The sequence below is a fragment of the Amycolatopsis cynarae genome (genome assembly GCF_026802195.1).
In the GTDB taxonomy this organism is placed as follows: Bacteria; Actinomycetota; Actinomycetes; order Mycobacteriales; family Pseudonocardiaceae; genus Amycolatopsis_E; species Amycolatopsis_E rhizosphaerae.
Genome location: NZ_CP113836.1, coordinates 7,168,548 through 7,194,784 on the forward strand (window position 1 = coordinate 7,168,548; position 26,237 = coordinate 7,194,784).

Below are 26,237 nucleotides of genomic sequence, written 5' to 3' on the forward strand. Positions count from 1 at the left end.
AGTCTTGATCACGTCGAACTGATGAAGGGCAGGAACAGATGACCGTCAACACCCAGGACATGGAGATCGTCCACCGCGCCTTCCGCCGCGAGTCGCGACTGCTGATGGAACTCGTCGAGGCGGTCGCCCCGGGCGACACCGCTCGCGCCAAGGTGATCGCCGACCACTTCCGCGACTACCGGCTGGGACTGAAGAACCACCACGAGGGCGAGGACGAGCTGCTGTGGCCGCCGCTCCTCTCCCGGGTCGATCTGGAGGCGGACATCGTCCTGCGCATGGAGGCCCAGCACGAGCGCATCTCGGCCACCATGACCAGGCTGGACACCGTGGTCCCCGTGTGGGAGGCCACCGCCGGAGCCGCCGAGCGCGACACCCTCGTGGCGGTCCTCGCCGATCACCGGGCGGTTCTGCTCGAACACCTCGACGACGAGGAGACCACTCTTCTTCCGCTCGCGGCCAAGCACGTCACCGAAAAGGAATGGGCCTCCCTGGGCGAGCACCTGGTGGCCAACACGCCCAAGCTCACCCTGCTGACGCTCTTCGGCCTCGTCCTGGAGGACGCGAACCCGGCCGAGCGCGCCACGCTCCTGTCCGTCCTCCCCGCACCGGTACGCGGCATCTGGCACGTCATCGGCCGTCCCCGCCACACCCGCCACATGCGCCGCGTCCGCGCGGCCTGACCCTGCCCTCCCTCACACGAACGCGCCTCGCAAGGAGACGACAATGTCGCTGAAGAAGATCAACACCGTCCTGGCCGCCGCCGGCATCCTCTTCATCCTCTACATCGGGATGTCCTACGTCCTGACCCCCGAGACCACCGCTCCGGGCTTCGGCCTGCCGAGCTGGCCCTCCGGCGACGGTGGCGGTTTCCTGATCCTGAAGGGCATCCGCGACATCGTGTCCGGCCTGGTCCTGAGCGTCCTGCTGCTGACCGGTCACCGCCGCGCCCTGGGCTGGGTCCTGCTGGTCGAGGCCCTCACCCCGTTCGGCGACATGACCAACGTGCTCGCCCACGGCGGCTCCGCGACCGTCGCGTTCAGCGTCCACGGTCTGACCGCGGCGCTGGTCGTCGTCACCGGTCTACTGACCCTGCGCGAGACTCGCAGGGTCACCGCCGCCCCGGTCCCCGCCCTGCGTTAGCAGGGTCGCTACACCCGCGAGTGCCTCCAACTCCACGACCACCTCGTCGCCGAGGTGATCGTGGCGACCGAGTTCGTGGGCGGGAAGCTTGAGCTCGTGCTTATGCCATCGGATCTGCAGGACTGGGAGTCCTCTTTGGATTCGCTGTCCGCGGGGCGGAACATTCGGTGGCTGGACGATGGTCGTTCGCCGGAGATCGATGTGTCCGCGCCGGACTCGGACGGCTCCGTGAAGGTGACCGTCATCGACCGGCCTTCCTCGGGTGCGTCGGTCACCCTTGAGTTGCCTGTTCCTGACGGGTGGATCGACGACCACAGGGACCGGCTCAGGTCGGTTCGGGAGGCCTGGCCGAGTGAAGTGCTGGAGCCCTCGCCTGGCGTCTACGAATGGCGAGCCGGGTCCCCGCCTGCGCACTGATGCCGCACCGGAATTGTCGGTGGTGCCTGCGACGATGCGCCAAGCGTCGAACGGAGGTGGTGCGGTGGTTGTTCGTATGACGAGCGGTGACCTGCTCGAGTCGAAGGCGGATGCCCTGGTCAACGCGGTCAACACGGTGGGCGTCATGGGCAAGGGGATCGCACTGCAGTTCAAGCGGGCTTTCCCGGAGAATTTCCGGGAGTACGCGGTGGCGTGCGAGCAGGGGCAGGTAAGGCTCGGTGAGATGTTCGTGCACGCGACTGCCGCGGACGACAATCCCCGCTACGTCATCAACTTCCCGACCAAGAACCACTGGCGCTCGAAGTCTCGCCTTGCCGACATCCAGGCCGGGCTCGAAGACCTGCGCCGGGTTGTTCGGGAGCTCGGTCTTCGCTCGGTCGCGGTGCCACCGCTCGGCTGTGGAAACGGTGGTCTCGACTGGGATGTGGTCGGCCCCCTTGTCGAGCGGGAACTGGGGGGATTGGCGGGCGTCGAGGTGTTTGTTTACGTCCCGTGAAGCAACGCGTGGTCACGAGGCGGGTGTCTGCCGGAACGTGGCCCGATACGCGCTGGGGGTCAGCCCCACGCGACGCACCAGGTGCTGGCGCAGTGACTCGCTCGTGCCGATTCCGCTCAGGCGGGCGACCTGGTCCATCGGCAGGGTGGTCGTCTCCAGCAGTTCCCGTGCGCGGTCTATCCGTTGGTGCAGCAGCCATTGCAGCGGGCTGAGTCCCGTTTCCGAGTGGAACCGGCGGGTCAGGCTCCGGACGCTGATGTTCGCGTGTGCGGCGAGATCGGTGAGGGTCAGTTGCTCCTGGAGCCGTTGCCGGGCCCATTCCCGGGTGGCGGCCAGTGAGGTGCCGCGTTCCGGCGGCAGCGGCGACTCGATGAACTGGGCCTGGCCGCCGGGGCGTACCGGTGCGACGACCACGTACCGGGCGACGGTGTTCGCCACCGCGGCACCGTAGTCGGTCCTGACCATGTGCAGGCACAGGTCGATACCGGCGGCAAGCCCCGCCGAGGTCAGGATGTTCCCGTCCTGGACGTAGAGCACGTCGGGCTGGACGTTCACGGCGGGAAAACGGCGGGCCAGTTCGGCCGAGCGCGCCCAGTAGGTGGTGGCGTCCCTTCCGTCCAGCAAACCCGCCTCGGCGAGCACGAAAGCCCCCGTGCAGATCGCCGCGACCCGCTTGCCCGCCGCGGCGGCGAACCGGAGCGCGGTCAGGACCCGGACGTCGACCACCGCGGCACCGGTTCCGGTGACCATCACGGTGTCGGCGTCCTCCACCGCGTCGAGCCCGTGGCCGATCACGATGTCCATGCCGCCGGCGCCCGGGACCCTGCCGGGATCCGCCGTGCACAGCACCACCTCATAGCCCGGCGCGTCCTGAACCATCCCGACCACGCCGAACACGAGTTCGGGGATGGACAGGTCGAAGGTCGTGACGGGAGGTACCGCGATGACGGCGATCCGATGCATGGCCAGTTCCTTGGGGAATGTGGCATTCAGGCCACTACTGTAGCGCCGCGCTGCCGAGCACAGTGGATGGAGCGGTCCGGAGTGGGCCGCGAGTCCTCCGAAATCGTCTTGGGAGCAGCGGATGTCTTTGCAGGTAGTGGTCGGTGCCGGGGCGACGGGAGCGGCCACCGCGCGGCAGTTGGCCGACTCGGGGGAACGGGTCCGGCTGATCACCCGGAGCGGCAGCGGACCCGATCACCCGGGGATCGAACGCGTCGCCGCCGACGCGGCCGACGCGGAGCGGTTGGCCGCGCTGACCCAGGGGGCCGCCACCCTTTTCAACTGCGCCATGCCCGCCTACAACCTGTGGCCCACGGGCTGGCCGCCGCTGGCGGCCGCCCTGCTGACGGCCGCGGAACGCACCGGTGCGGACTACGTGATGCTGGGCAACGTCTACGGTTACGGGCCGGTCGACGGCCCCTTCACCGAGGAAATGCCGATGGCGCCGACCACCGTCAAGGGGCGGGTGCGCGCCAAGATGTGGCTGGATGCGCTGGACGCGCACCACGCGGGCCGGGTGCGGGTGACGGAAGTGCGCGCCAGCGACTTCTTCGGGCCGTCGGCGGCCTCGCTGTACACGCTGACCGTCGTGCCCGGAATCCTGGCCGGGTCACCGGCCCGGTACGCCGGTGACCCGGACGTGCCCCACAGCTGGACCTACCCCGGTGACGCCGCCCGTGCCCTGATCGCGGCGAGCCGGGACGACCGGGCGTGGGGACGCGGGTGGCATGTTCCCTCGACCAGCGAGGCTTCGGTGGCCGAGCTGAGCGCGAAACTGGCCGAGGCGGCCGGTGCGCCCACGGCCGAGGTGACGCGCTTGTCCGACGAAGAGTTCGACGCGTTCGCGCGTGCGGACGCGATCATGGCGGAGATCCGCGAGATGCGCTACCTGTTCGACCGGCCCGCGATCCTGGATTCGGCCGAGACCGAACGGATCCTCGGCCTGAAGGCAACCCCGCTGGACGACGTGGTGCGGGAACTGATCGACGACTCGGCGAAGTGAGGTCGGCCACATCGCTCGTGCGATGATTCCGGGGCCGGGCCCGAGTCGGTACGGGCGACCCTGATCGACAACACGGACGGTGGGATCGCCATGGAGATCAAGACGCACCTCTTCGCCAGCATCGACGGTTACCTCTCGACGCCGGAGGGATGGCCCGTTCAACTGGCGATGCCGACGTTCGACCCTCGCGGATCGCACGGGCTGCCGGAGTTCCTCGCCGGGTGCCGGGGCGCGGTGATGGGCCGGAACACCTTCCTCCCGGCGCTGGGGGCGCCGCAGTGGCCCTGGCCGGGGTTGCGGGTGTTCGTGCTGACCTCGACCCCGCTGCCCGAGGGTACGCCCGAGGACGTCGTCACCGCCTCCGATCCGGAGCGGTTGCTCGAACTGATGCGGGGGGCCGGGCTCGACGGCGACGTCCACCTCGTCGGCGGGCAGCGAACGCTCGACGCGTTCGTCGGGATCGGGGCGGTGGCGGAACTCGGGATCATCACCGTGCCGCGATTCATGGGCGGCGGCATGCGGCTGAGCATCGACGGCAGCGCGGTCCGGAGTTGGGAACTGCGGTCGACGCACCCGTTCCCGGACGGCTGCGTCAAGCACGTCTACACACCGGCCTGACCGCACCGCGGCGCGGCCCGCCTGTGATCATGCACCTATCGTTGTTGGTTTGCGGGGGAGGCGGGCATGGGCGGCCGGTACGGGGCAGTGGACGTGTACTACCCCGAGGCCGGGGGCGCCACGGCGGCGCTGGTGGTCGCCGCCGATCCCGCCTTCGCCGAGGTGGTCGGCACTCACGTGGTCACGCTGGCCGAGGTGGCGCCGTACCGGCCAGGTGCCTTCTACGAGCGGGAGCTGCCCGCGGTACGCGCCGTGCTGGCGGAGGCGGGGCCGCTCGATCTCCTGATCGTCGACGGCTACGTCGAACTCGACCCCGAGGGCAGGCCGGGGCTGGGGGCGCACGCGCACGCCGAGTTCGCGGTGCCGGTGATCGGCGTGGCGAAGAGCGCCTTCCATGGTGCCACGCACGCGATCGAGGTGCGCCGCGGCGGCGCGATGCGGCCGCTGTACGTCACGGCCGCCGGGATCGCGCCCGTCCAGGCGGCAGAACTGGTGCGGGGCATGGCGGGAGAGCACCGGATGCCGGACGCGCTCCGGTTGGTCGACCGGTTGTCGCGAACGGGAAAACACTCCCAATAACCAAGCATTGATTGTTTTATCGGTGTGACGCCGTGCCGCTTTATGTCGCGCCGGAACGTCTCTCGGAGGGTCCTGAAAGCGCTCTCAGAGAACGGGTGTGGGACCATGATCACGAAGCGTAGAAGTGCGGCTCTACCTGGGTAATTCACTCGATTAGGTGATCGTGCTGGTCAATGCGTATCTTCCCCCGGCTTAGCTCACAGCGTCCGATTGGCTTCCGCGGGTTGCGATAGCATCGCCGCGCGCCGAGGTTGCCAACGAGCGCCAACTTGCCGGGCGGCATCTGTTACTTGCTGTCCTCGCATACAGGAAGGGCCTATGTCCGATACGCCGTTAACCGCACCGCCCACGTCGCGGTGGGGCCACTCCCAGGGAGGCGCTCCCGCCGCACAGGACGTCGTCGAGCGTCTGCGATCCCGGCTCCTGCGCATCGCGCTGATTTCGGTGATCGCCGCGGCCGTCCTGGGGGTTGCGGGCGTGCTGACGATCGCCTTCGCGGCTTCGTGGGCCACGTTCTCCGCCGTCGCGGTCGTCGTCGGCTGTGTGCTGATCATCGTGATCGCCGCCGTCCAGGCCGCCGCCGCCACCCGCGAACTGGCCGAACCGGCATGGGCGGCCGCGCCGGTGCCCGCCGCCCCGGCCGCCGCCGCACCCGTGCCCGCCCCCGCGCCCGTGCCCGTGCCCGCGGTAACGGTGCCTGCCCGGTCCGAGCCCGCCGGGAACGAGCACGCATCCCTCGTCGACAACCCCGAGCAGCGCCGCGAGGTGTTCGGCAAGCTGGCCCGCCGCCTGCAGTCCCTGATCAACCGGGCGATCAAGAGGGTCGACACGCTGGAGCGCGAGATCGAGGACCCCGAACTGCTCCGCGGTCTCTACGAGATCGACCACCTCGCCACCCGCGTCCGTCGTCAGGCGGAAAACCTGGCCGTACTGGGCGGCGAGGCGCCGCAGCGCCGGTCGAACTCCCCGGTCAGCGCCTACGCGGTGCTGCGCTCCGCGGTCGCGGAAATCGAGCACTACAAGCAGATCAGCATCGTCGCGATCGAAGATGTCCACCTGCACGGGCATGCCGTCGCCGAGATCATCCACCTGCTCGCCGAACTGCTCGAGAACGCGACCACGTTCACCGCGCCGGACGCGGGCAAGGTCGTGGTGCGGGCGCAGAAGGTGACCGCGGGCCTGGCCGTCGAGGTGCAGGACCGCGGCCTCGGCATGACCACCGAGGACCTGCAGCGGATCAACCGCCTGCTGGACGGCACCACCCACATCGACATCGAGGAACTGCTGGAGGACGGCCGCATCGGCATGGCGGTGGTCAGGGAACTGGCACAGCGGCACGGCGCGCGCGTCCGCCTGCAGACCAACATCTTCGGCGGTATCGACGCCTTCGTCGTGCTTCCGCACCACCTGCTCGCCGAGCCGGTCAAGGAGAAGGAGCGGTCCGCGCCCGCGCCCGCGGTCGCGCAGACCACGGCCCCGGCCTTGGACACCACGCTCACCCCCGGTCAGCTCAGCCCGGTGCCCGCCGCCTCGCAGCCGTTGCCCACGCGCCGGCCGCGCCCGGCCGAATCGCGCCCCTCCCCGGTGCCGATCGAGCGACAGGTACCTGCCGTGCCCGAATACCCCACGGAATACCCCAGCGAATACCCCAGCGAATACCCCTCTGAATACCAGGCCGAATACCGCGCCGAATACCCCGCCGAGCGCGACTATCCGGCTGAGGCGCAGTCGGGGCCGTTGGCGAGCCAGGAGTTCGCGCCGCTGCCGAAGCGTGAAGCGGGCAGCGGTTTCGCCCAGTCCTCCGGACAGATCGAGGACGCGACCAGCTTCGGGCAGCTGGATCAGGACAACCCGCCGCCGCTGCCGCAGCGTCGAGGGCAGTCCCACCTCCGGCCGGAGCTGTACGAGCCGGTGGCGCCGACCCGGCCCATCCCGGGGCACAACACGAATCTGATGGCCGCTGTTCAGCGAGGTTTCGATCGCGGTCGCGAGGAACAGCAGAACAAGGCCGCGCAGTCTTCTCAACCGCAGCAGGGCACTACCCAAGGAGAGTCCGTTCCCCATGGCCGATGATCTGACCTGGTTGCTGAGCCGGCTGGCCGAGGCAGTCCCCCACACGCGCAGCGCGCTCCTGCTCTCGTCGGACGGCATCGCGAAGTTCTGGCATGGTTTGGACACCGACGGCGCCGACACGCTCGCGGCGTTGTCCAGCGGGCTCTGCTCGCTGGCGCAACAGGTGGGCACCAGGTTCGGTGGCGGGGAAGGGGTCCGTCAGGTCGTCTCCGAACTCGGGGACGTGATCCTCTTCGTCACGGCCGCGAGCGAGGGCACCGTGCTCGCGGTACTGGCCGATCGTGAGGTCGACGCGGGAATACTGAGCTACGAAATGGGCAAGTTGTGCACGCAGGTGCCCGCGTACCTGGCCACCCCGGCCCGCCAGGCCCTGGCTGAACCGACCAACGGGTACCGATGAGCATGACCGGTCCCGACGGCCATCCAGAGTCCGAATTGGACGGTGACTTCGGCGTCCGCCCCTATACCGTGACCAACGGGCGGACCAAGCCCAGCACTCCGCTGGACCTCGTGTCCCTTGTGCGTGCGACGGGGAAGAGTAAGGTGCCTCCCGAACGACTGGGGCTGGAGCACGCGCAGGCGCTGCAACTGTGTGCCGCCACCACCTCGGTCGCCGAGGTCGCGGCGCACCTGCGGCAGCCGGTGGTGGTCACCAAGGTGCTCCTGTCCGATCTCATCGAATCGGGAGCCGTCACCGCCCGGTTCCCGACCTTCGACTCCACCGACCCGTCACGACTGGAAGCGCTGCTCGATGGTCTCCGACGCCTTTGACCCCTATCCGACCCAGTTCAAACTCCTGATAGCCGGTGGTTTCGGCGTCGGCAAGACCACCTTCGTCGGTGCGGTCAGCGAGATCGAACCCCTGGTCACCGAGGAAACCCTGACCGCCGCGAGCATCGGCACCGACAGCCTCGAAGGCATCGAGCAGAAGGTGACCACGACCGTCGCGATGGACTTCGGGCGCATCACCTTCACCAGCCAGAACATGGTGCTGTACCTGTTCGGTACGCCGGGCCAGCAGCGTTTCTGGTTCATGTGGGACGAATTGTCCCGAGGGGCGCTCGGTGCCGTCGTGCTCGCCGACACGCGGCGCCTTCAGGACTGCTTCGCCTCGATCGAATTCTTCGAACGGCGCGGGATCCGGTTCCTCGTCGCGATCAACCAGTTCGACAACGCCTACCGGTACCGGGACGGGGACCTGAGGGCGGCGCTCGACCTCAAACCCCATGTGCCGCTTCTGCACTGCGATGCGCGCGATCACCGTTCGGCCCGGAACGTGCTGATCACCCTGGTCGAGCACATCGTCGAGGCGGCTCGCGGCCGGCAGGCCGACCACGTGAACAACTCCCACATGATACGGAGCTAGCGATGACCTTCGAAATAGACGACCGCCTGCTCACCGCGCCCCACGATCCCGAGGTGGGGCAGCGGATGGCGCGGCTGCGCGCGCTCGGGCTGGGTGACCGCCCCGACGCGCAGTTCGACGAGTTCGCCGCCCGGCTGGCGAGGATCACCGGCGCGCCCTACGCGATGGTCAACTTCATCGGCGACCGCGAGCAGTACTTCGCCGGTCTTTACACCCCGTCGAACGGGGCCGCAGGTGCCACGCTCGAGGCGATCCAGGCTTCCGCGCACAACGATCCGGGCCGTGAGATGGATCTGGACCACGGTTTCTGCCCGCACGTGGTGGTGCGGCGCAAGGCACTGGTGCTGGACGACGTGTGCGAGTACCCGCGGTTCGCGGGCAACCCGGTCGTCGACAAGATCGGTATCAGGTCCTACCTGGGGGCCCCGTTGATCGATGATCGAACGGGCACCGCACTCGGCACGGTCTGCGTGGTCGCCACCGAGCCGCGCCCGTGGGGCCGCCAGGGTCTGGAGACCATCAAGGCTATGGCCGGTGAGCTAATGCAACTGATTCACGAGCGAGAGGATCAAGCACCGTCCCCAGGGCAGCGCTACTACGCCTGAGCTGCTCGGAAAACCGCTGAGACCACTGGCCCTTGGCCCTGCCAAGGGCGGTCTCGGCCAACCGCAGCCGCTGGATGTCCGAGGTGCCCGCGGGCGCGTAGATGTGGTGCGCGTCGCGCACGTAGCGCTCGATCTGGTGGCTCGCGGAAAGCCCGCACGCGGCGTAGATCTCCATCGCCGTGCGGGCGGAGTCCAGCGACAGTTCGACGTTGACCAGCTTCGCGTTGATGAGTTCCGCATCGCAGGACAGGCCCTCGTCCAGCATGTGGGAAGCGTTGTAGGCGAGCACGCGCGCGGTCATCAGCTGGGACTGCATCTGCCCGAGTTTCTGCTTGACCGTGTCGAGGTCGCTCAGGGTCTTGCCGTAGCGCTGCTGGGTGGCTGCGAAGTTCACCGTCTCCTCGACGATCGCCTGGTGGATGCCCAGTGATACCGCGGCGAGGTTGAGCCTGCCGTAGAGGACGCTGGAGGAGTAGGCCACGGCCAGCCCGTCGCCTTCGGCGCCGAGCAGGTTCTCCGCGGGTACCCGGCAGTCCTCGAAAATGAGCTCCCCGAAGCTGAAGCCGTGCAGCCCCATGGTTTTTTCCTGTGGGGCGAGGGAAAATCCGGGGCTGGTCGATTCGACCAGCAAGGCGGACAGTCCCTTCGAGCCGGGCCCGGTGCGGACCACCACGCCGTGCAGGTCGCCGACGTGGCTGTTGCCGACGAAGACCTTGCGGCCGTTGAGAATGTAGTCCTCGCCGTCGCGGACGGCGGTGGTGTTCATGCCGAGCACGTGCCCACCGGATTCCGGTTCGGTCACCGCGATGGTGGGCAGGCAGCGTCCTTCCGCGACAGCGGGCAGCCACCGGTTCTTCTGGCGTTCGTTACCGAAGTGCAGGATCTTGGCCACCCCGAGCTGGGAGGCCTGGACCATGGCACCCATCGCGCCGCAGACCCTGGCCAGCTCTTCGATGATGATCGTCTTGGCCAGGTGGCCGAGTCCCATGCCGCCGTACTCGGTACCGACCGTAACGCCGATCCAGCCCTGTTCGGCGATCAGCCGTGACAGTTCGTGGTGGACGGTGCGGGATTCTTCCAGCTCCGGAATGCGGGGCCGGACCTCCTTCTCGGCGAAGGTCCGCACTTCGGTTCGCAGGCGATCATGCGATTTGGTCGTGAAGTAGCTGGATATATCGGGTGCCAAGTCCACCTGTGCTCCCAGATCGCTTCCGTTGCCGCCCATGGCGGAACCGGATCACTGTGCAATTCCAGTGGCCGAGCCTCCCAGAACGGTCGGCGCCCGGGGTACCGCCTATTTGGTGATCTTCGTGCGGTCTTGTTTGGTCCGTTGGCACCATTCATCACCGGCAGTGAGCACAACTACCGGTCGCATCCGAACGCGACTGTCCGCGATGTGAAACGTGTGGATCACGATCGCGTGAACCGGACGTTGCGGCGCCGTGTTCCTTGTCACCTCTGGCCATTCGGGACGCGAGCCTGCTAATCTGTGTCGCGACATACATGTCACGACACAGATTGGATGGATCATGGCTCGTTCTCGTGCCGCGGTGGTGCGGCGGTTCGGTGGCCCGGAGGCTCTGGAGATCACAGAGGTAGAGCCGCCCCGCCCCGGGCCAGGGCAGGTCGCGGTGCGGGTGCGCGCCATCGGGGTGGGGTTCACCGATCTCATGGCCCGTTCCGGCGACTACCTGCTCCAGCGCCGGCTCCCCTTCACGCCGGGGTACGAACTGGTCGGCGAACTGGACGACGGCCGTCCGGTGGCGATGTCGCTGCCGAAGATGGGCGCCTACCGCGACCACGTGGTCGTGCCGTCCTGGCTGCCCGTGCCGCTGCCCGACGGGCTGGATCCGGTGGCCGCGGCCACGATTCCCCTCGATTACCTGACGGCGTTGAGTTTGCTGGAGAAGCATGCCCGCGTCGAAACCGGTGATGCCGTGTTCATTCAGGGCGCAGGCGGCGGTGTTGGTGCGGCATTGAGTCGGCTCGGCAGGCTCAAAGGACTCAAAATGTACGGCACGGCGTCCAGTCCGGACCGGTTATCAGCGAACGGTGTTCGGTTTATCGACTACCGGTCTCAGGATTTCGAAACGGTACTCGCGGAAGAGGAACCGGGCGGCGTGCGGGCGGTTTTCGACCACCTCGGCGGCGCCATGGTCCGGAAGGGATACCGTGCCCTCGCACCCGGCGGGGTACTGGTCAGCTACGCGTTCTCCGGGCGTCCCGGTCACATGGTGGCCGACACCGTGAAGGGGGCGATCGGGGTGGGCCTTCGGGGCTTGCTGCCGGGAAAGCGCACCGCGCTCTGTATGGTGCCGAGGGAAGTGAAGTCCGACCACGCCTGGTACCGGGACAGCCTGCGACGGTTGCTCGACATGGCGGCCGAAGGGACGATCCGCGCGGAAGCGGGTGCGGTGTTCCCGCTGGCCGAGGCGGCCGAGGTGCACCGCGCACTTCAGCACCGGGAGATCACCGGCAAGGTCGTGCTCACCACGGAATGAGGGCGCGTGAAGCAAGTCGAGGAACTCCGCTACCTGATCCTGGCCGTGCAGCGCGAAGGCAACCGCCTGCTCGCGGCCAGGTTGCGTCCGCTGGGACTCACCCCGGCGCAGGCCGAGGCGCTCGGCCTGCTCGCCGCACGGGAACCGCTGAGCCTCACCGGTCTCGGCGAACTGCTGGTCTGCGAATCGGGCACCAATCCGAGCCGGATCGTCGATCGCCTGGTCGGCGCCGGGCTGGTCACCAGGGAAATCGATCCCGGCGACCGGCGTCACGTCCTGCTGCGACTCACTCCCGAGGGACGGGCACTGGCGCGCAAGGTCGCGGCGGTGGAGGACAAGCTCCACGAGACGTTGAAGAAACTCGCCGGTGACCGTCCGCTCGCCCCCGCGCTTGATCTGCTGCGCGCGCTCGCGGAGCACTTCCCCGCCGGTCAGGCTCTCGCCCGCCGAAAGGACTGAACCCACCGGAGGAGTACCTCGTCCAGGTCTATTGAGGACAGTCGCGCCGGGGGGGTTGCGCGACTGTCCTCGGAGGACGCCCGTTTCACGCCCACAGCTCGCGCGCGGGCAGAGGGCGGCCGAGGTAGTAGCCCTGGGCCTGGTCGCAGCCGAGCTCGCGGAGCAGTTCGAGCTGCTCGCCGTTCTCCACGCCTTCGGCCACCACGGTCAGTTCCACCGCGTGGGCCATGGCGATGATGCTGGTGACGATCGCCTCCGCGTCCCGCGACCGGCCGAGCCCGTTGACGAACGAACGGTCGATCTTGAGCGTGTCCAGGGTGAGGCGCTGCAACTGGGCCAGCGACGAGTAGCCGGTGCCGAAGTCGTCGATGGCGAGCCGCACGCCGAGCTCCCGCAGCGCGGTCAGTGTCTCGCTGGCGAGCACGAAGTCCCGCATCAGCGCGCTTTCGGTGATTTCCAGGCACAGTGCGGAGGGCGGCAGGCCCGCGGCGGCGAGCGCGTGCTCCACGGCGGTCACCAGCGCCGGGTCGTCGAGCTGACGCGTGGAAAGGTTGATCTTGAGGTCCACTTCGGTGCCCCGCTCGCGCCGGATCCCCAGTTCCCGCGTGGTTTCGCGGAGCATGTGCGCGCCCAGCAGGTTGATCAGGTCGCTCTCCTCGGCGAGCGGGATGAACTCCGTCGGCGAGACGGGGCCGTGGATCGGGTGGTTCCAGCGCAGCAGCGCTTCCACCGCGACGACCCGGTCCGTCGACAGGTCGACCACCGGCTGGTAGGCGGTCCAGAGCCGGCCGTGGCGCACCGCGTCACGCAGGTCCTGCTCCAGCCGGAGCCTGCGCTGCATCCGCCGCCGCAGGCCCACGTCGAAGAACTCGTAGCGGCTGCGGCCCCGGGTCTTGGCCTGGTACATCGCCACGTCCGCGTCGCGCAGCAGTTCCTCGGCGGTGCGCCGGTCCTCGGGACCGGCCAGCACGATGCCGATGCTCGCGTCCACGTGCAACCGCCTCGAGTCCACCCAGATCGGCTGGGTCAGCGAGTCGCGCAGGTGCTCGGTCAGCGCCCGCGTCGCGGCCTCGCCGTCGATACCGTGGGCGATGACCACGAACTCGTCGCCGCCGAGCCTGCCCACCACGTCGGTGGACCGCACGGTCCGGCGCAACCGCTCACCGGCGATCTTGAGCACCCGGTCGCCCACCGAGTGGCCGAGTGAATCGTTGATGACCTTGAACTTGTCCAGGTCGATGAACAGCACCGCGGTGGGAGCGTGCTCACGGGGGCGCAGCATGGCGCCGAGCTTGTCGAGCACCAGCGCGCGGTTGGCCAGTCCGGTGAGGGGGTCGTGGGTGGCCTCGTGCGCGAGCCGTTCCCCGATGGCCCGCCGTTCCGTGATGTCGGCGAAGGACATCACGAAGGAGCTGAAGTCGCAGTCGTCCGGCGTCATCGCACGGCACGACACCGACAGCCACACGTCGCGTCCGTCGGGCCGGGGCACGCGCAGCACCCGGCCCTGCAGTGCCTTGCCGCCGCGTCGCACCACCGCGGAGGGGAACTCGTCGGGCGACAGGCGGTTGCCGCGCTCGTCGTACACCGGCCACTCCCGCGGTGACGAGCGGAGCAGGTCCGCTTCGGGCAGGCCGAGGATGCGTTCGGCGGCGGGATTGGCCGACAGCAGCCGCCCGGAGGGCCCGATCACCAGCACGCCCTCGTCCAGGGAAGCGACCACCGTCCGGTACTGCTGCTCGGCCCGGCGGCGCGCGGTTTCGTCGGCGCAGACGAGCACGTAGCCGCCGTTCATTTCGGCCGCCGAAACCCGCATGACGAGCGCGCTGCCGTCGGCCGCCCGGTGCGTCTGCTGGCCGACCCCGCCGCCCGCGACCACGGCGGCGGGATCGAGCGCGGCGCCGACGAGTTCGGAGACCGGGCAGCCCAGCGCCTTGGCCGATGGCAGCCCGTAGATGTCTTCGGCCGCCGGGTTCCAGCTGGTCACCTGGCCCTCGGCGTCGGTTGCGATGATCGCGTCGCTGACGTGCTCCACGAGGGCGGCCTGGTACCGCAGCGCCGCTTCGGCGGCTCGCTGGGCGCTCACGTCCCGCATGATCACCTGGTAGGCCGGGTGGCCCGCCCAGGTGGTGCGGACCGAGACGACCTCCATCGGGAAGCGTGTCCCGTCGGAACGGACGAAGAACGCCTCGGCGGGATAAGTGGTCGCGCCGGGTTCGGTGAGCTGCCGGAGCCGCTCGGCCATGTCCGGCACGGATTCGACGGCCACGAAATCGGTGACCGGCCTGCCGAGCAGTTCGGCGGGTGAGCCGGCACCGGCGAACCGGGCCGCGGCGGGGTTGGCGTAGGTGACCAGGCCGTCCTGGTGCACCGCGATGGCGTCCGGGCTGAGTTCGACCAGCAGGCGGTACCGGTCGGCCAGGTCGGCCAGTTCGCGCCGGTCCTCGTGGCGGTCGGTGACGTTGTTGGCGATGCCGAGCAGATGCCCGTCGAAGTTGCGGGCGCGGAACCGCAGCCACAGGGCCCGCCCGTCGGGGGCTTCGTAGGGCTGTTCGAGTTCGAGGTCCTGCCACAGCGACGCGGTGCGTGCGGCGATGACGAGGGGCTCGACCAGTTCGGCCAGGCGGGATCTGACCTCGGCCTCCCCGGCTCCTTCGATGCCCAGCAGCCGGTCGAGCCCCGGCCGCCAGCTCAGGCGGTCCGTGGCGAAGTCCAGCGACCAGACGACGGCCCGCTCGGCCGACAGGGCGAGGTCGACCACCTGCTCGTGATCCACCGAGACCGGGCTGGGGCGATCCGAGCGGTTGGCGTTTGCCTCCATCATCCGTCCGATCCGCCGAGTGAGTTCTGTGCAGACAATACTCCTTTCGGAGTACCCCGCTAGAGCGAAAGAACCCTTCCTGCCGTTACCCCGCGGACCTCGCGCAAGGCGGTAACCCGCTGGTCGTTGGCCCTATAGGTCCATTCCATTCCGGATGGATCGTAGAGGGAGCGACAAGGAGGGGCGAGTGTTATGGGCTCGCGAGAAATAGGCATCTGCGGAATCGGGGCCGTCACCGGCTACGGCTGGGGCCGGGAACCGTTTTGGGAAGGACTCGCCTCGGGCAAGCCCGCGGCCGTGCTGACCGGGGGCTACGGGCTGCACCGCGATGAATCGGCGTGGGTGGCCAGGGTGCCCGACGGCGGAGACCCCGCCGACGGTCCGAGCAGGTTTTCCCGCGCGATGCGGGCCGCGGCCCGGGAGGCCATCGCCGACGCCGGTGAGCGGGGCTGGGCTCCCGGTGGGCGCGTTGGCCTGCTGCACGCGGTCGTCCTGGGCGAGGTGGACCTCTGGCGCGAGTTCTACCTGACGCGGGAGACCGATCTGAAGCCGCGCGAGTACCTCGCGCTGATGCCCTCGACCCCGATGTCGACGTTGATGCAGGAGTACGGATTCCACGGTCCGGCGATGAACGTCTCGGCGATGTGTGCTTCCGGCAACGCGGGCCTGCTCACCGCGAAGGCCTGGCTCGACGCCGGGATCGTCGACGACGTCGTGTTCGTCGCGACCGACCTGTCGGCGACCCCGGAAAACGTGCTGCACTTCGCCCGGCTCGGGGTGGCCGTGGTGGACGACGAACCGCTGGAGGTGTGCCGTCCGTTCCAGGAGGGCAGCCGCGGCTTCCCCGCTGGGGAGGCGTCGGTGGCGTTCGTGCTGTCGAGGAATGCGACGAGTCCCTACGCCTTCACGCTCGGCGGTGCGATGTCGCACGACGCACACCACGTGACCTCCGTCGACCCCGGCCTGGACCAGGTGCGCGGCTGCTTCCAGGACGCGCTGGCCAACGCGAAGGTGCCCGCGTCGGCGGTCCGGTTCCTCAACGCCCACGGTCCGGGCACGGCGCAGTGCGACCGCGCCGAGGCGGCCATGCTCGAGGAGTTCTTTCCGCCGGAAACCGGGATCTACTCGGTCAAACCGCTCGTCGGGCACTGTCAGGGCGCCGCTTCGGCGGTCGAACTCGCGGTGGCCGCGCTGGGCTACGACCGGGGTTGTCTCCCGGCGCCTCCGGCGGTGGCCGCCGGGCACCCGCAACTGCTCAGCGGCCACACGCCGGTCGGCGGCGGGCTGACCGTCAAGTCCTCGCTCGGGATGGGCGGCCACAACTCGGTCGTCGTCCTCGCACCCCCCGCGTGAGGCAGCCTTGCCGTGAAGGACCTCACAGCCGGACCGCGGTGTGACGAGGTCCTCCACGGCGGGTCGGCGCGCCACACAGCGGCTTCAAGTCCGGCCGTGATGATGCTCCTGTGCGAAAACAGGGGGACGCGAGCCGCGTCCGCAGGTGGTTGTTCGAAGACGAACACAAACGGGCCGCGCAGCTCAGCGGGAACGCCCGTGAGCAGGTCAAGGCGCACGACCACCCGTGGTGGAAGGTCATGTGCCTGACCGGCGTCGACTATTTCTCCACATTGGGGTACCAACCGGGCATCGCGGCACTCGCCGCCGGTCTGCTGTCCCCGCTCGCCACGGTCGTCCTGATCGTGCTGACGCTGCTGGGGGCCCTGCCGATCTACCGGAGAGTGGCCGCGGAGAGCCCGCACGGCCAGGGTTCGCTGGCCATGCTGGAGAAGCTGCTGTCGAAGTGGAAGGGCAAGCTGCTCATCCTCGCGCTGCTCGGCTTCGCCGCGACGGACTTCGTCATCACCATCACCCTGTCCGCGGCCGACGCGGCCGCGCACGCGGTGGAAAACCCGTACCTGCCGGGCTTCCTCCACGGCGAGAACATGCTCATCACGCTGGTGCTGATCGCGTTGCTGGGTGCGGTGTTCCTCAAGGGGTTCGCCGAGGCGATCGGGATGGCGGTCGCGCTGGTCGGCGTCTACCTCGCGCTGAACCTCGTGGTGGTGGCCACCGCGCTGGTGCACGTGGCCCACAGCGCGCACCTGGTCGTGGACTGGCAGAACCTGCTGGTGCGGCAGCACGGCAGCATCTGGGCGATGGTCGGCGTCTCGCTGCTCGTGTTCCCGAAGCTGGCCCTCGGCCTGTCCGGCTTCGAAACGGGTGTTTCGGTCATGCCGCTGGTGCGGGGCGGCGACGGTGATGCCGCCGCGGACGGCCGCGTCCGCAACACCCGGCGCCTGCTCACCATCGCCGCGCTGATCATGAGCGTCTTCCTCATCACCAGCAGCTTCGCCACCACCGTGCTCATCCCGCAGGAGGAGTTCCAGCCGGGCGGGCAGGCGAGCGGGCGGGCGCTGGCCTATCTCGCGCACGCCTACCTCGGCGGCGCCTTCGGCACGGTCTACGACCTCAGCACGATCGCGATCCTGTGGTTCGCCGGTGCTTCGGCCATGGCGGGACTGCTCAACCTGGTGCCGCGGTACCTGCCCCGCTACGGCATGGCGCCGAACTGGGCGGGAGCCACCCGGCCGCTGGTGATCGTGATCTCGGTGATCGCCTTCGTCATCACCTGGATCTTCGACGCGAGTGTCGACGCGCAGGGCGGGGCCTACGCGACCGGCGTACTGGTGCTGATCTCCTCGGCGGCCCTGGCGGTGACGTTGTCCGCGGTGAAACGGCGGCAGCGGATCGCCGCGGTCGCGTACTCGCTCATCACGGTCGTGTTCGCCTACACCACGGTCGCCAACATCGTGGAGCGGCCGGACGGCGTGAAGATCGCCGCGTTCTTCATCGCGGCGATCATCGGCACCTCACTCGTCTCGCGCGCCACCCGCTCGCTGGAACTGCGGGTCGAGCGGGTCGAATTCGACACCGCCGCGCGCCGCATTCTGGACAAGTCCGTCCGCAGCGGGCAGATCCGGCTCATCGCGAACGAACCGCACGGCAGGACCGAGGCGGAATACCGGGAAAAGGAGCAGGAGGCCAGGGAGAACAGCCACCTGCCCCAGGATTCGGCACCGGTTTTCGTCGAGGTCACCATCACCGACGCCTCGGACTTCCAATCGACGCTCCACGTGCACGGCGAAAAACGGCACGGCTACCGCATCCTGCGCGTGAAGAGCCCGTCGATCGCCAACGCCATCGCGGCGATCCTGCTGCAGATCCGCGACGAGACCGGCATCCGGCCGCACGTCTACTTCGCCTGGACCGAGGGGAACCCGTTCAAGTTCCTGCTGCGGTACCTGTTCTCCGGCGACGGGGACGTACCGCCGGTGACCCGCGAGGTACTGCGCCGGGCCGAGCCGGAACCCGCACTCAGACCATTGGTCCACGTCGGGTAGTCGCGGCAGTGCCGGCCGTCAGGTCGCGCAGGTGCGCTGCCACCCACTTCGGCCCCCGGCCGACGGCCAGCAACGCGGCCAGCAGTACCCGCACCTGCGCCGCACGCAGCAGACCGGTCGGGATCGCGCCCGCCGCGACCAGGTCCGCGCCGCCGCCCCCGCCGTACCGGGCGGTGATCGGGCCGCGGGGCACCCGACTGGTCAACGCGACCACCACACCGGCCGCGGTCAACCGGGCGACCTCGGCACACACCTCGGCACTGGCATTGCCGGCACCGACGGCGTCCAGCACCACGCCACTCGCCCCGGCCGCGACCACCGCCCGCAGCGCGGTCAGGTCCGAGCCCGGGTAGTACGGCACGATGTCCACCCTGACCGAACCCAGATCGGCCCGGTCCAGGTCGACCACGCCCGTCCACCTGCCCACCGGATCCGGCCACGTCACCGCATCCATCCCGAACCGGTCGGGCGAGAAGAACGCATCCAGGGCAACGGTGTCCACCTTCCGGGTGCCCGCCGCCGGGTGGACGGTGCCGTGGAACACGATCAGCGCGCCCCGGCCCCGGGCCCGGCCGTCGGCCGCCACGCTGATCGCGTTCGCCAGGTTCGCCGGACCATCCGGGGCAGGCTCGTCCATGGTCCGCTGTGCCCCGGTGAACACCACCGGTCGGGCATCGCGGTGGCACAACTCGGCGAGGAACGCGGTCTCCTCCATGGTGTCCGTGCCATGGGTGACCACCACCCCGCGCACGGCCGGATCCGAAAGACTGTCCCGCACCGCGCGCACGATCCCGTGCATGTCCACCAGGTTCAGCAGAAAGCTGTTGCGGCACAACAAATCTCGCACTACGACCGGAACCTGGGGCGGCCGCGGCAACGTGCCGAGCAGTGCCGCGCCACGGAGTGTGGCCACCGGGGCCGCGTCGCCGTCCGGCCGAGACGCGATGGTGCCGCCGGTACTGAGCACCACGATCACGGTTCCGGCACCTCGATCCGGCGCGGCGCGAGGCGGAGTCCTGCCACGTGGTCGGCGATCTCCGCCATGGTGGTCAGCCAGACCCCCTCGGTCGCCGTCATGGTGTCGATCAGGCCCGCCAGCGCCCGCGCCCGACTCGGACGGCCGCTCAGGAACGGATGGCAGGTGAGCACGAAACACCCGCCTTCCTCGTGCATGGCCGTGAACTCGTCGGTCCACATTTCCCGCACCTTGCCCGGGCTCTCGATGACCCCGCTGCCGGTGATGCCGGGCAGGTAGGCGTACTGCTCCCAGTCGTCCAGCCCCCAGTGCACCGGGACCTCCACCAGGCCGGGAGTGAGCGGATAGGGCACGTCCGCGTCCATCAGGCTGCTGTCGTAACGGAATCCGCGCTCGGCCAGCAGCCCGGGCGTGTGGTAGTTCAGCTCCCACAGCGGGGCCCGGTAGCCGGCAGGCCGGGCCAGCCCGATCCGGTCGAACGCCGCCAGCCCCCGGTCGATGATCGCCGCCTCCTCTTCCGCCGACCGGCCGAGCATGGACTCGTGCCGGTAGCCGTGATGAGCGATCTCGTGCCCGGCGTCGGCGATGGCGTGTACCACGGACGGATAGCGTTCCGCCGTGTAACCCGGCACGAAGAACGTGGCTCGCACGGACCGTGCGGCCAGGATGCGCAGCAGCCGGGGCACCCCGACCAGCGGGCCGTACGCCTGGTGGCTCATCACCGACATTCGTCCCGCGCTCGCCGGATCCATGGACAGCACGGCGGCCTCCGCGTCCAGATCGAACGTGAGCACCGCGGCGGACCGGAACTTTCCCGGCCAGGCGACGGGTTGCGCCGGGGTGACCGCATCGGATGGTCGGCTCATCGCGGGCTCCTCACCGGAAACAGCGTGTGCAGCAGAAGGTAGCTCAGGCCGGCGACCAGCGATCCGGCCAACCAGGACAGGTCCAGTCCGCCTGCCGCGGTGGCGAACGGCCCCTGCAGCCAGCGGGGGATGCCGTACTCGAAACTCCAGGTGGCCGCCGCGCCGAGCAGGAACGCGATCACCGCCGGCCAGGACACTGCCGCCAGGCGGCCCCGGTCGAACAGGGCGGCCACGTCGACGCGCTGTCGCCGGATGCCGTAGAAGTGGATCAGCATGATGGTCGCCCACGGTGCCACCCAGGTCACCAGGCCGGACAGCCAGCCGTCCAGGGACTCGGCGAACCCGTTGCGCGCGATGAGAAAACAGGTGAAGGCCAGCGCGAACACGCCGACCGCGACGCTCAGCACCCGCCGGTCGACTCGCCAGCCCAGGGTCTGCGCGCACAGTCCGCACGAGTAGATGTTGAGGATGTTGGTGGCGATCGGCCCGTGGATCACCAGCAGAATGACCGGTACCGCGAGCCCGCCGAACGCCTGCACCACCAACTGTCCCGGGTCGACGGCCTGGGACACGGTGGCCAGGGTGGCGCCCAGGACGCCCAGCCACACGGTGGGGAGGAACTGGCCGAGCACGCTGGCGGCGTACAGCCGCCGCGGTGGCACGGTGCGCGGCACGAACCGGGAGTAGTCGGCGGCGTAGGCGAACCAGGTGATGCCCCAGCCGATGCCGATCGCGGTCATCAGGCTGCTCAGCGCGCTCCAGAGTGCGGCGCCGTGCAGTCCGCCGCCTTGGTAGCCCCAGTGCACGCCGGATCTGGTCCAGGCCACGGCGGTCATCGCGGTCAGCACAAGCAGGGTGACCGGCACGGTCCACTTCTCGAACCGGGCGATGGCCCGGAAGCCGACCGCGGCCAGGCTGACCTGGATGAGCATGATCAAGGCCGCCAGCCCGATCTTCATGCCGAATCCGCTGGGCAACCCGAGCCGCGCACACAGCGAGACCACCAGATCGAGGATGATCCAGGTGTTGATCGCGCACCAGCCGACCGCGAGCACGCCCTGCAGTGCGGCGGGCAGGAACGCGCCGACCCGGCCGAATGCGCTGCGGGACAGCACCATCTGGCTGACCGAGGTGCGCTGACCCATCAGCACGAAGAACCCGAAGATCAGCATGCCGGCGAGGTTTCCGGCGACCAGCACGCCAATGGTCTGGACCAGACTCAGGCCGAGATTGATGCCGAGGGCGCCGAGCACCCAGTTGATCGGCGCGATGTTGGCTCCCATCCAGATCCAGAACTGATGTGCGGCGCTGGATGTGCGCAGGTGGTCGGGGATCGGCGTGAGCGTGTGTTCGATGGAGTTGTCCGTCGGCTGCTCGTCGCGTTCGTCGCGGCGGTGGTCGAGTTGTGTCATGTGGACTCCCGGAGCTGAGGTCGACACAGCATGCGGTACGTTGTAATATCAGTCAAGCTCGCGTGCTCTATTAATCAATTCGATCGCTTCGTCGGAGGAGTGCCATGACTGTCAGTGTCACCAGCCGCCTCGTGCTGGGGTCGGCCGAACTCGGCCCGCACGAACTGGCCAACCGTGCCGTGGTGGCGCCGATGTCCCGGGTCAGCGCCGGGCCCGGCGGGGTGCCGACCCGCCAGATGGCGGACTACTACGCCTCGTTCGCGGCCGGTGGCTTCGGCCTGGTGCTCACCGAAGGCACCTATCCGGACGCCGCCTTCGGGCAGGCGTACCAGCGCCAGCCCGGGCTGGTCGACGACGGCCAGCAGCAGGGCTGGCAGCTGGTCACGGAAGCGGTGCATGCGCACGGGGCGGTCGTGATCGCGCAGCTGATGCATGCCGGTGCGCTGTCCCAGTACCTCACCGAAACCCTTGCTCCATCGGCGATCCAGCCGCTGGGCCGGAAGCTGTCCGCCTACGGCGGCGATGGCCCGTTTCCGCTGCCCAGCGCCATGACGGCGGCGCAGATCGACAGCGCGGTCAACGGGTTCGTCGACGCCGCCAAGCGCGCACACCGGGCGGGATTCGACGGGGTGGAGATCCACGCGGCCAACGGTTACCTGCTCGACCAGTTCATCACCCGCTACACCAACACCCGCACCGACGAGTACGGCGGCGACAGCGCCGGCCGGATCCGGCTGACCGGACGGGTGCTGGCCGCGATCCGGTCCGCACTGCCCGCCGAGTTCGTGGTCGGAGTGCGGTTGTCCCAGACGAAGGTCAACGACATGCGGTACCGGTGGTCGGGCAGGGCGGAGGCGGCGGTGTACTTCGCCGCGGTCGCCGAGGCCGGTGCGGACTTCATCCACATCGCCAGCGAGGGCCGGAACTGGCACGAGACCGCCATGCTGGACGCGGAAACCAGCGTTACCGCGCTGGCGCGGGCGGTGACCGGGCTGCCGGTGATCGCCAATGGCGGCATGCACCGGCCCGAACTGGCCGAGGAGCTGTTGCGCACCGGCCAGGCGGACCTGGTGTCGCTGGGCGGTGGCGCGCTGGCCAACCCGGACTGGCCGCACCGGCTGCGGGACGGCCGGCCGATCGAGGAGTTCGACCACCACGTGCTGAACCCGTCCGCCGACCTGGACAGCGTGCGCGCGGCCATGGCGGCCCGGTCATGACCACCGCGCCCGCACGGTCGCACGTACTGGCCGCAGGCACCGGTGCCGCCTACCACCTGCCCGCCGGTGCGACCGCGGTGATCGTGAACCGGCACGGCGCCCAGGTGGTCGACACCTGGGCGGTGGCCGCGGCCGATCCGGCCGAGCACCTGTCCATGACGCACACCAGGGGGGTGCTCAACCGGTTGTCGCCATCGGCCGGGGACACCCTGTACAGCAATCGGCGCCGTCCGATGCTGCGGCTGGACCGGGATACCAGTCCCGGCGTGCACGACACGCTCATTCCGGCCTGCGATCGCGAGCGCTACCGGCTGCTCGGCCACCAGGGGTTCCACCGCAACTGCCGGGACAACTTCGCCGCAGCGGTCGAGCCGTTCGGCCTGCCCGGCGAGGCGCCCGCACCGCTGAACCTGTTCATGAACATCCCGGTCGACTCGGACGGCGGGCTCAGTTACCAGCCCTCCGTGGCCCGGCCCGGTGACCTGGTTGAGCTGGTGGCGTTGGTGGAACTGTATTTGGTGCTGTCGGCCTGCCCTCAGGACCTGGTCCCGATCAACGGCAGCCGCCTCAACCCGGCCGACGTCGATATCCTGCTGCGAAACCCCGCCTGACCTGCTTTGGGAGACATCGTGACCACGCCTGCGGATCCTGACCTGATCGGGCCGCGCCTGCGCACCATCCGCATGGCCAAAGGTATTTCCGCCCGGGACCTCGCGGAGCGCGCCGGGGTGGCGCCCGCGTACATCAGCAGGCTGGAGACGGGCAAGATCAGCCCGACCGTGGCCAGCCTGAGCCGGGTGATGCAGGCGATGGGCGAATCGGTCGGCGCCCTGTTCGGCCAGGACACGGCCGGGGACAGTCCGGTGGTGCGCCGAGCCGACCGGCAACTGGTGCGCAGCCACGGAGTGGAGGACTACCGGCTCACCCCGGCCTCGGCCGACCGCCTCGAGGTGCTGGAGACCGTTGTCGCGCCGGGGCGGGGCAGCGGGGACAGCCCCTACACCCACCCCGGCGACCAGGAATGCGTGCTGGTGCTGGCCGGGTCGCTCACCATCTGGCTGGCCGAACAGGAGTACGTGCTCGACGCCGGTGACACGATCACGTTCACCTGCCGCACCCCGCACCGCTGGTCCAACGTGGGCAGCGTGCCGACCAGGGCACTCTGGATCATCACCCCGGCGACGTACTGATCGGAGTGGGTCTTGCGCGCGGCGGCACCACCGGGACTTGCGTGAGCGGGACCGCCTCGCGAGGATCGTGCCATGACCCCGCGCATGAGCCCGCCGTTCCGTGCCGACCACGTAGGCAGTCTGCTGCGCCCCGCGGCCCTTCACCGTGCCCGCGAACGGTTCGCGAGGGGGGAGATCGGTGCGGACGAACTGGGGGCGGCCGAGGACGAGGCGATCCGCGGCGCCGTCGAGATGCAGCGCGCGGCCGGTCTGCGGTCGGCCACCGACGGGGAGTTCCGCCGCTCCTCGTGGCATATGGATTTCATCTACCAACTGCGCGGCATCACGAAGAGCGACGAAAAGCTGCACGTGCAGTTCCACAATCCCGCCGGGGACATCGAATTCTCCCCGTCGGGGCTGAGAGTGGTCGACCGGATCGGGCTCGACGGCGTCGTCTTCGGCACCCATTTCGAGTTCCTGAAGTCCGTTGTGGACGCTCGGATCACGCCGAAGCAGACGATCCCCTCGCCGAGCATGGTCTACTACCGGGGAGGCCGGGCCGCGATCGACGAGTCGGTGTACCCGGACCTCGAACAGTTCTACGCCGATCTCGCCGCCGCCTACGCCAAGGAGATCGCCGGACTGGCCCGGCTCGGGTGCACCTACCTGCAACTCGACGACACCAGCCTCGCGTACCTCAACGATCCCGCGCAGCGCGAGCTGGTGGCGAAGATGGGTGGCGATCCGGGCCGGCAGCACCTGCGCAACATCAGCACCATGAACGCCGCCCTCGCCGGGCGGCCGCCGGGACTGACCGTGACGACCCACCTCTGCCGCGGGAACTACCGGTCGTCCTGGGTCGCCAGCGGCGGGTACGACTTCGTCGCCGACGCACTGTTCAACGAGCTCGACGTGGACGGCTACTTCCTCGAGTTCGACGACGAGCGCTCGGGCGGGTTCGAACCGCTGCGGTTCGTCCCCGAGGGCAAATTCGTGGTGCTCGGACTGGTCACCACCAAGCGGGGCGAACTGGAGAGCGTGGACTCGCTGCGGCGGCGCATCGACGCGGCGGCCCGGTACGTCGATCCCGACCAGCTGTGCCTGTCGCCCCAGTGCGGTTTCTCCTCCACGGAAGAGGGCAACGAGCTCACCGAGGACGAGCAGCGTGCGAAGCTGGAACGGATCGTGGAGACCGCCGCACTGGTCTGGGGCTGACCACCCGCTACCGGCACCGCAACGCAAGCCTCCGGCAACCATTTAACCTGGGCTGGTGCGGCACACCTCGGCGAAGGCGCCTTCGGTCGTCGACCGGGTTCTCGACGTCCTCGGCGCGTTCACCCCGGAGCGCCCGGCACTGAACCTGTCCGAGCTGAGCCGCCGAGCGGGCCTCCCGCTGTCCACCACCCACCGCATCGTCGGCGAACTCGCCCGCCGCGGCGCGCTGGAACGGCAGGAGGACGGCCAGTACCGGATCGGGCTGTGGCTGTGGGAAGTGGCGTCGCTGTCGCCCCAGGGCATGGGCCTGCGGGAGAGCGCGATGCCGTACCTGGAGGACCTATACGAGGCCACGCACGAAAACGTGCAGCTCGCCGTGCTCGACGCGCCCGACGTCGTGTATGTCGAGCGGATCTCGGGGCGCCAGTCGGTGAGTGTGGTGTCCCGTGCCGGCGGGCGGCTCGCGGCGCATGCCACCGGGGTCGGCCTGGTCCTCCTGGCTCACGCGCCGGTCGAGGTGCAGGAGAAGGTGCTGTCGCGGCCGCTGCGGCGGTACACGCCCAGGACGATCACTTCGCCCGAAGAACTGCGGCGCGTGCTGGCCGCGATCCGCCGGGACGGTTTCGTGATCAGCGACCGGCAGGTCGAACTGGTGTCGCTGTCGGTGGCGGCGCCCGTGTACGGCCCGGGGGACAGCGTCGTCGCGGCGATCTCGATCGTCGTCCCGGTGGAGGGCGCGGAACCCCGCACGCTGGTGCCCGCGGTCCGTGCGGCCGCCCGCGGCATCTCCCGTGCCCTCGGCGCACCGCGTGCCTCGCGGCAGTCCACGCACTGAAGCCATCGAAGCCGTCCTTCCGTCCAGTGGAAGGAAGCATGGCGATCCGGT

General features: G+C 69.3%; 27 protein-coding genes. 21 read left to right on the forward strand and 6 right to left on the reverse strand.

Annotated features, from left to right (window positions below; translation table 11 throughout):
* Window positions 1-38: 38 nt before the first annotated feature.
* The 4 genes from ORV05_RS34850 (at window position 39) to ORV05_RS34865 (ending at window position 2,074) form a co-directional block, all read left to right on the forward strand.
* Window positions 39-680, forward strand: a complete 642-nt coding sequence (locus ORV05_RS34850) for a hemerythrin domain-containing protein (protein WP_268756120.1) — start codon at window positions 39-41, stop codon at window positions 678-680.
* 43 nt (window positions 681-723) lie between these two features.
* Window positions 724-1,140 carry a DUF4267 domain-containing protein gene (locus ORV05_RS34855; protein WP_268756121.1) on the forward strand — a complete coding sequence of 139 codons (417 nt, stop codon included), beginning with the start codon at window positions 724-726 and terminating at the stop codon, window positions 1,138-1,140.
* A gap of 60 nt (window positions 1,141-1,200) precedes the next feature.
* Complete coding sequence (locus ORV05_RS34860) at window positions 1,201-1,557, forward strand: DUF5959 family protein (RefSeq protein WP_268756122.1); 357 nt, start codon at window positions 1,201-1,203, stop codon at window positions 1,555-1,557.
* 76 nt (window positions 1,558-1,633) lie between these two features.
* Window positions 1,634-2,074, forward strand: coding sequence for a macro domain-containing protein (locus tag ORV05_RS34865; protein ID WP_268756123.1), 441 nt, complete (start codon window positions 1,634-1,636; stop codon window positions 2,072-2,074).
* 12 nt (window positions 2,075-2,086) lie between these two features.
* On the opposite strand, the gene ORV05_RS34870 is transcribed toward ORV05_RS34865, so the two are convergent.
* Window positions 2,087-3,037 carry a GlxA family transcriptional regulator gene (locus tag ORV05_RS34870; RefSeq protein WP_268756124.1) on the reverse strand — a complete coding sequence of 317 codons (951 nt, stop codon included), beginning with the start codon at window positions 3,035-3,037 and terminating at the stop codon, window positions 2,087-2,089.
* Window positions 3,038-3,158: 121 nt separating this feature from the next.
* On the opposite strand from ORV05_RS34870, the gene ORV05_RS34875 reads away from it, so the two are divergent.
* From ORV05_RS34875 to ORV05_RS34910, 8 genes are all read left to right on the forward strand, one after another.
* Entirely contained in the window at window positions 3,159-4,079 is a 921-nt protein-coding gene (locus tag ORV05_RS34875; protein ID WP_268756125.1) for an NAD-dependent epimerase/dehydratase family protein, read from the forward strand.
* A 90-nt stretch (window positions 4,080-4,169) separates the two neighbouring features.
* On the forward strand, window positions 4,170-4,697 hold the full coding sequence (locus tag ORV05_RS34880; protein WP_268756126.1) for a dihydrofolate reductase family protein: 528 nt from the start codon (window positions 4,170-4,172) through the stop codon (window positions 4,695-4,697).
* A gap of 66 nt (window positions 4,698-4,763) precedes the next feature.
* Window positions 4,764-5,276: an endonuclease V gene (locus ORV05_RS34885; RefSeq protein WP_268756127.1), complete on the forward strand. Its 513-nt coding sequence runs from the start codon at window positions 4,764-4,766 to the stop codon at window positions 5,274-5,276.
* A gap of 318 nt (window positions 5,277-5,594) precedes the next feature.
* Window positions 5,595-7,349, forward strand: a complete 1,755-nt coding sequence (locus tag ORV05_RS34890; RefSeq protein ID WP_268756128.1) for a sensor histidine kinase — start codon at window positions 5,595-5,597, stop codon at window positions 7,347-7,349.
* Window positions 7,339-7,749 (forward strand): roadblock/LC7 domain-containing protein, encoded by a 411-nt coding sequence (locus ORV05_RS34895; protein WP_268756129.1) that lies wholly within the window; start codon window positions 7,339-7,341, stop codon window positions 7,747-7,749. Before ORV05_RS34890 ends, ORV05_RS34895 begins: the two co-directional genes overlap by 11 nt.
* Before the next feature lie 2 nt (window positions 7,750-7,751).
* Window positions 7,752-8,120 carry a DUF742 domain-containing protein gene (locus tag ORV05_RS34900; protein ID WP_268760034.1) on the forward strand — a complete coding sequence of 123 codons (369 nt, stop codon included), beginning with the start codon at window positions 7,752-7,754 and terminating at the stop codon, window positions 8,118-8,120.
* Window positions 8,101-8,715 carry a GTP-binding protein gene (locus ORV05_RS34905; protein WP_268756130.1) on the forward strand — a complete coding sequence of 205 codons (615 nt, stop codon included), beginning with the start codon at window positions 8,101-8,103 and terminating at the stop codon, window positions 8,713-8,715. The genes ORV05_RS34900 and ORV05_RS34905 overlap by 20 nt, the downstream gene beginning before the upstream one ends.
* A gap of 2 nt (window positions 8,716-8,717) precedes the next feature.
* Complete coding sequence (locus ORV05_RS34910; RefSeq protein ID WP_268756131.1) at window positions 8,718-9,320, forward strand: GAF domain-containing protein; 603 nt, start codon at window positions 8,718-8,720, stop codon at window positions 9,318-9,320.
* Here the strand turns inward: ORV05_RS34910 and ORV05_RS34915 are convergent.
* A complete protein-coding gene (locus tag ORV05_RS34915) occupies window positions 9,241-10,446 on the reverse strand; it encodes an acyl-CoA dehydrogenase family protein (RefSeq protein WP_268756132.1) in 1,206 nt (401 codons plus the stop codon). The two genes, ORV05_RS34910 and ORV05_RS34915, sit on opposite strands and share 80 nt — an antisense overlap.
* Window positions 10,447-10,849: 403 nt before the next feature.
* Here ORV05_RS34915 and ORV05_RS34920 point away from each other — a divergent pair, with 403 nt between their 5' ends.
* Window positions 10,850-11,821 (forward strand): zinc-binding dehydrogenase, encoded by a 972-nt coding sequence (locus ORV05_RS34920; protein WP_268756133.1) that lies wholly within the window; start codon window positions 10,850-10,852, stop codon window positions 11,819-11,821.
* Window positions 11,822-11,827: 6 nt separating this feature from the next.
* The gene (locus ORV05_RS34925; protein WP_268756134.1) at window positions 11,828-12,280 is read left to right on the forward strand and encodes a MarR family winged helix-turn-helix transcriptional regulator; all 453 of its coding nucleotides are present in this window, start codon (window positions 11,828-11,830) and stop codon (window positions 12,278-12,280) included.
* A gap of 85 nt (window positions 12,281-12,365) precedes the next feature.
* Here the strand turns inward: ORV05_RS34925 and ORV05_RS34930 are convergent, their stop codons facing one another.
* Window positions 12,366-15,098 carry a sensor domain-containing protein gene (locus ORV05_RS34930; protein ID WP_268760035.1) on the reverse strand — a complete coding sequence of 911 codons (2,733 nt, stop codon included), beginning with the start codon at window positions 15,096-15,098 and terminating at the stop codon, window positions 12,366-12,368.
* Between the two features lie 192 nt (window positions 15,099-15,290).
* Between ORV05_RS34930 and ORV05_RS34935 the strand changes: the two genes are divergently transcribed.
* Window positions 15,291-16,451, forward strand: coding sequence for a beta-ketoacyl synthase N-terminal-like domain-containing protein (locus ORV05_RS34935; protein WP_268756135.1), 1,161 nt, complete (start codon window positions 15,291-15,293; stop codon window positions 16,449-16,451).
* A gap of 110 nt (window positions 16,452-16,561) precedes the next feature.
* Complete coding sequence (locus tag ORV05_RS34940; RefSeq protein ID WP_268756136.1) at window positions 16,562-18,496, forward strand: APC family permease; 1,935 nt, start codon at window positions 16,562-16,564, stop codon at window positions 18,494-18,496.
* Here ORV05_RS34940 and ORV05_RS34945 read toward each other — a convergent pair.
* From ORV05_RS34945 to ORV05_RS34955, 3 genes are read right to left on the reverse strand one after another with little or no spacing between them, the layout of a single operon-like run.
* Window positions 18,471-19,472: an asparaginase gene (locus ORV05_RS34945; protein WP_268756137.1), complete on the reverse strand. Its 1,002-nt coding sequence runs from the start codon at window positions 19,470-19,472 to the stop codon at window positions 18,471-18,473. The two genes, ORV05_RS34940 and ORV05_RS34945, sit on opposite strands and share 26 nt — an antisense overlap.
* Window positions 19,469-20,338, reverse strand: coding sequence for a polysaccharide deacetylase family protein (locus ORV05_RS34950; protein WP_268756138.1), 870 nt, complete (start codon window positions 20,336-20,338; stop codon window positions 19,469-19,471). The genes ORV05_RS34945 and ORV05_RS34950 overlap by 4 nt, the downstream gene beginning before the upstream one ends.
* Entirely contained in the window at window positions 20,335-21,750 is a 1,416-nt protein-coding gene (locus tag ORV05_RS34955) for a purine-cytosine permease family protein (RefSeq protein WP_268756139.1), read from the reverse strand. The genes ORV05_RS34950 and ORV05_RS34955 overlap by 4 nt, the downstream gene beginning before the upstream one ends.
* Before the next feature lie 104 nt (window positions 21,751-21,854).
* Here ORV05_RS34955 and ORV05_RS34960 point away from each other — a divergent pair, with 104 nt between their 5' ends.
* The 5 genes from ORV05_RS34960 to ORV05_RS34980 all read left to right on the forward strand — a co-directional run bounded on the left by ORV05_RS34960 (window position 21,855) and on the right by ORV05_RS34980 (window position 26,186).
* Entirely contained in the window at window positions 21,855-22,967 is a 1,113-nt protein-coding gene (locus ORV05_RS34960; protein WP_268756140.1) for an NADH:flavin oxidoreductase, read from the forward strand.
* Window positions 22,964-23,578, forward strand: a complete 615-nt coding sequence (locus ORV05_RS34965; RefSeq protein ID WP_268756141.1) for an urea carboxylase-associated family protein — start codon at window positions 22,964-22,966, stop codon at window positions 23,576-23,578. Before ORV05_RS34960 ends, ORV05_RS34965 begins: the two co-directional genes overlap by 4 nt.
* Window positions 23,579-23,596: 18 nt before the next feature.
* Window positions 23,597-24,157 (forward strand): helix-turn-helix domain-containing protein, encoded by a 561-nt coding sequence (locus ORV05_RS34970; RefSeq protein ID WP_268756142.1) that lies wholly within the window; start codon window positions 23,597-23,599, stop codon window positions 24,155-24,157.
* A 72-nt stretch (window positions 24,158-24,229) separates the two neighbouring features.
* Complete coding sequence (locus tag ORV05_RS34975; RefSeq protein ID WP_268756143.1) at window positions 24,230-25,351, forward strand: 5-methyltetrahydropteroyltriglutamate--homocysteine S-methyltransferase; 1,122 nt, start codon at window positions 24,230-24,232, stop codon at window positions 25,349-25,351.
* Between the two features lie 55 nt (window positions 25,352-25,406).
* Window positions 25,407-26,186 (forward strand): IclR family transcriptional regulator, encoded by a 780-nt coding sequence (locus tag ORV05_RS34980; protein WP_268756144.1) that lies wholly within the window; start codon window positions 25,407-25,409, stop codon window positions 26,184-26,186.
* Window positions 26,187-26,237 lie beyond the last annotated feature (51 nt).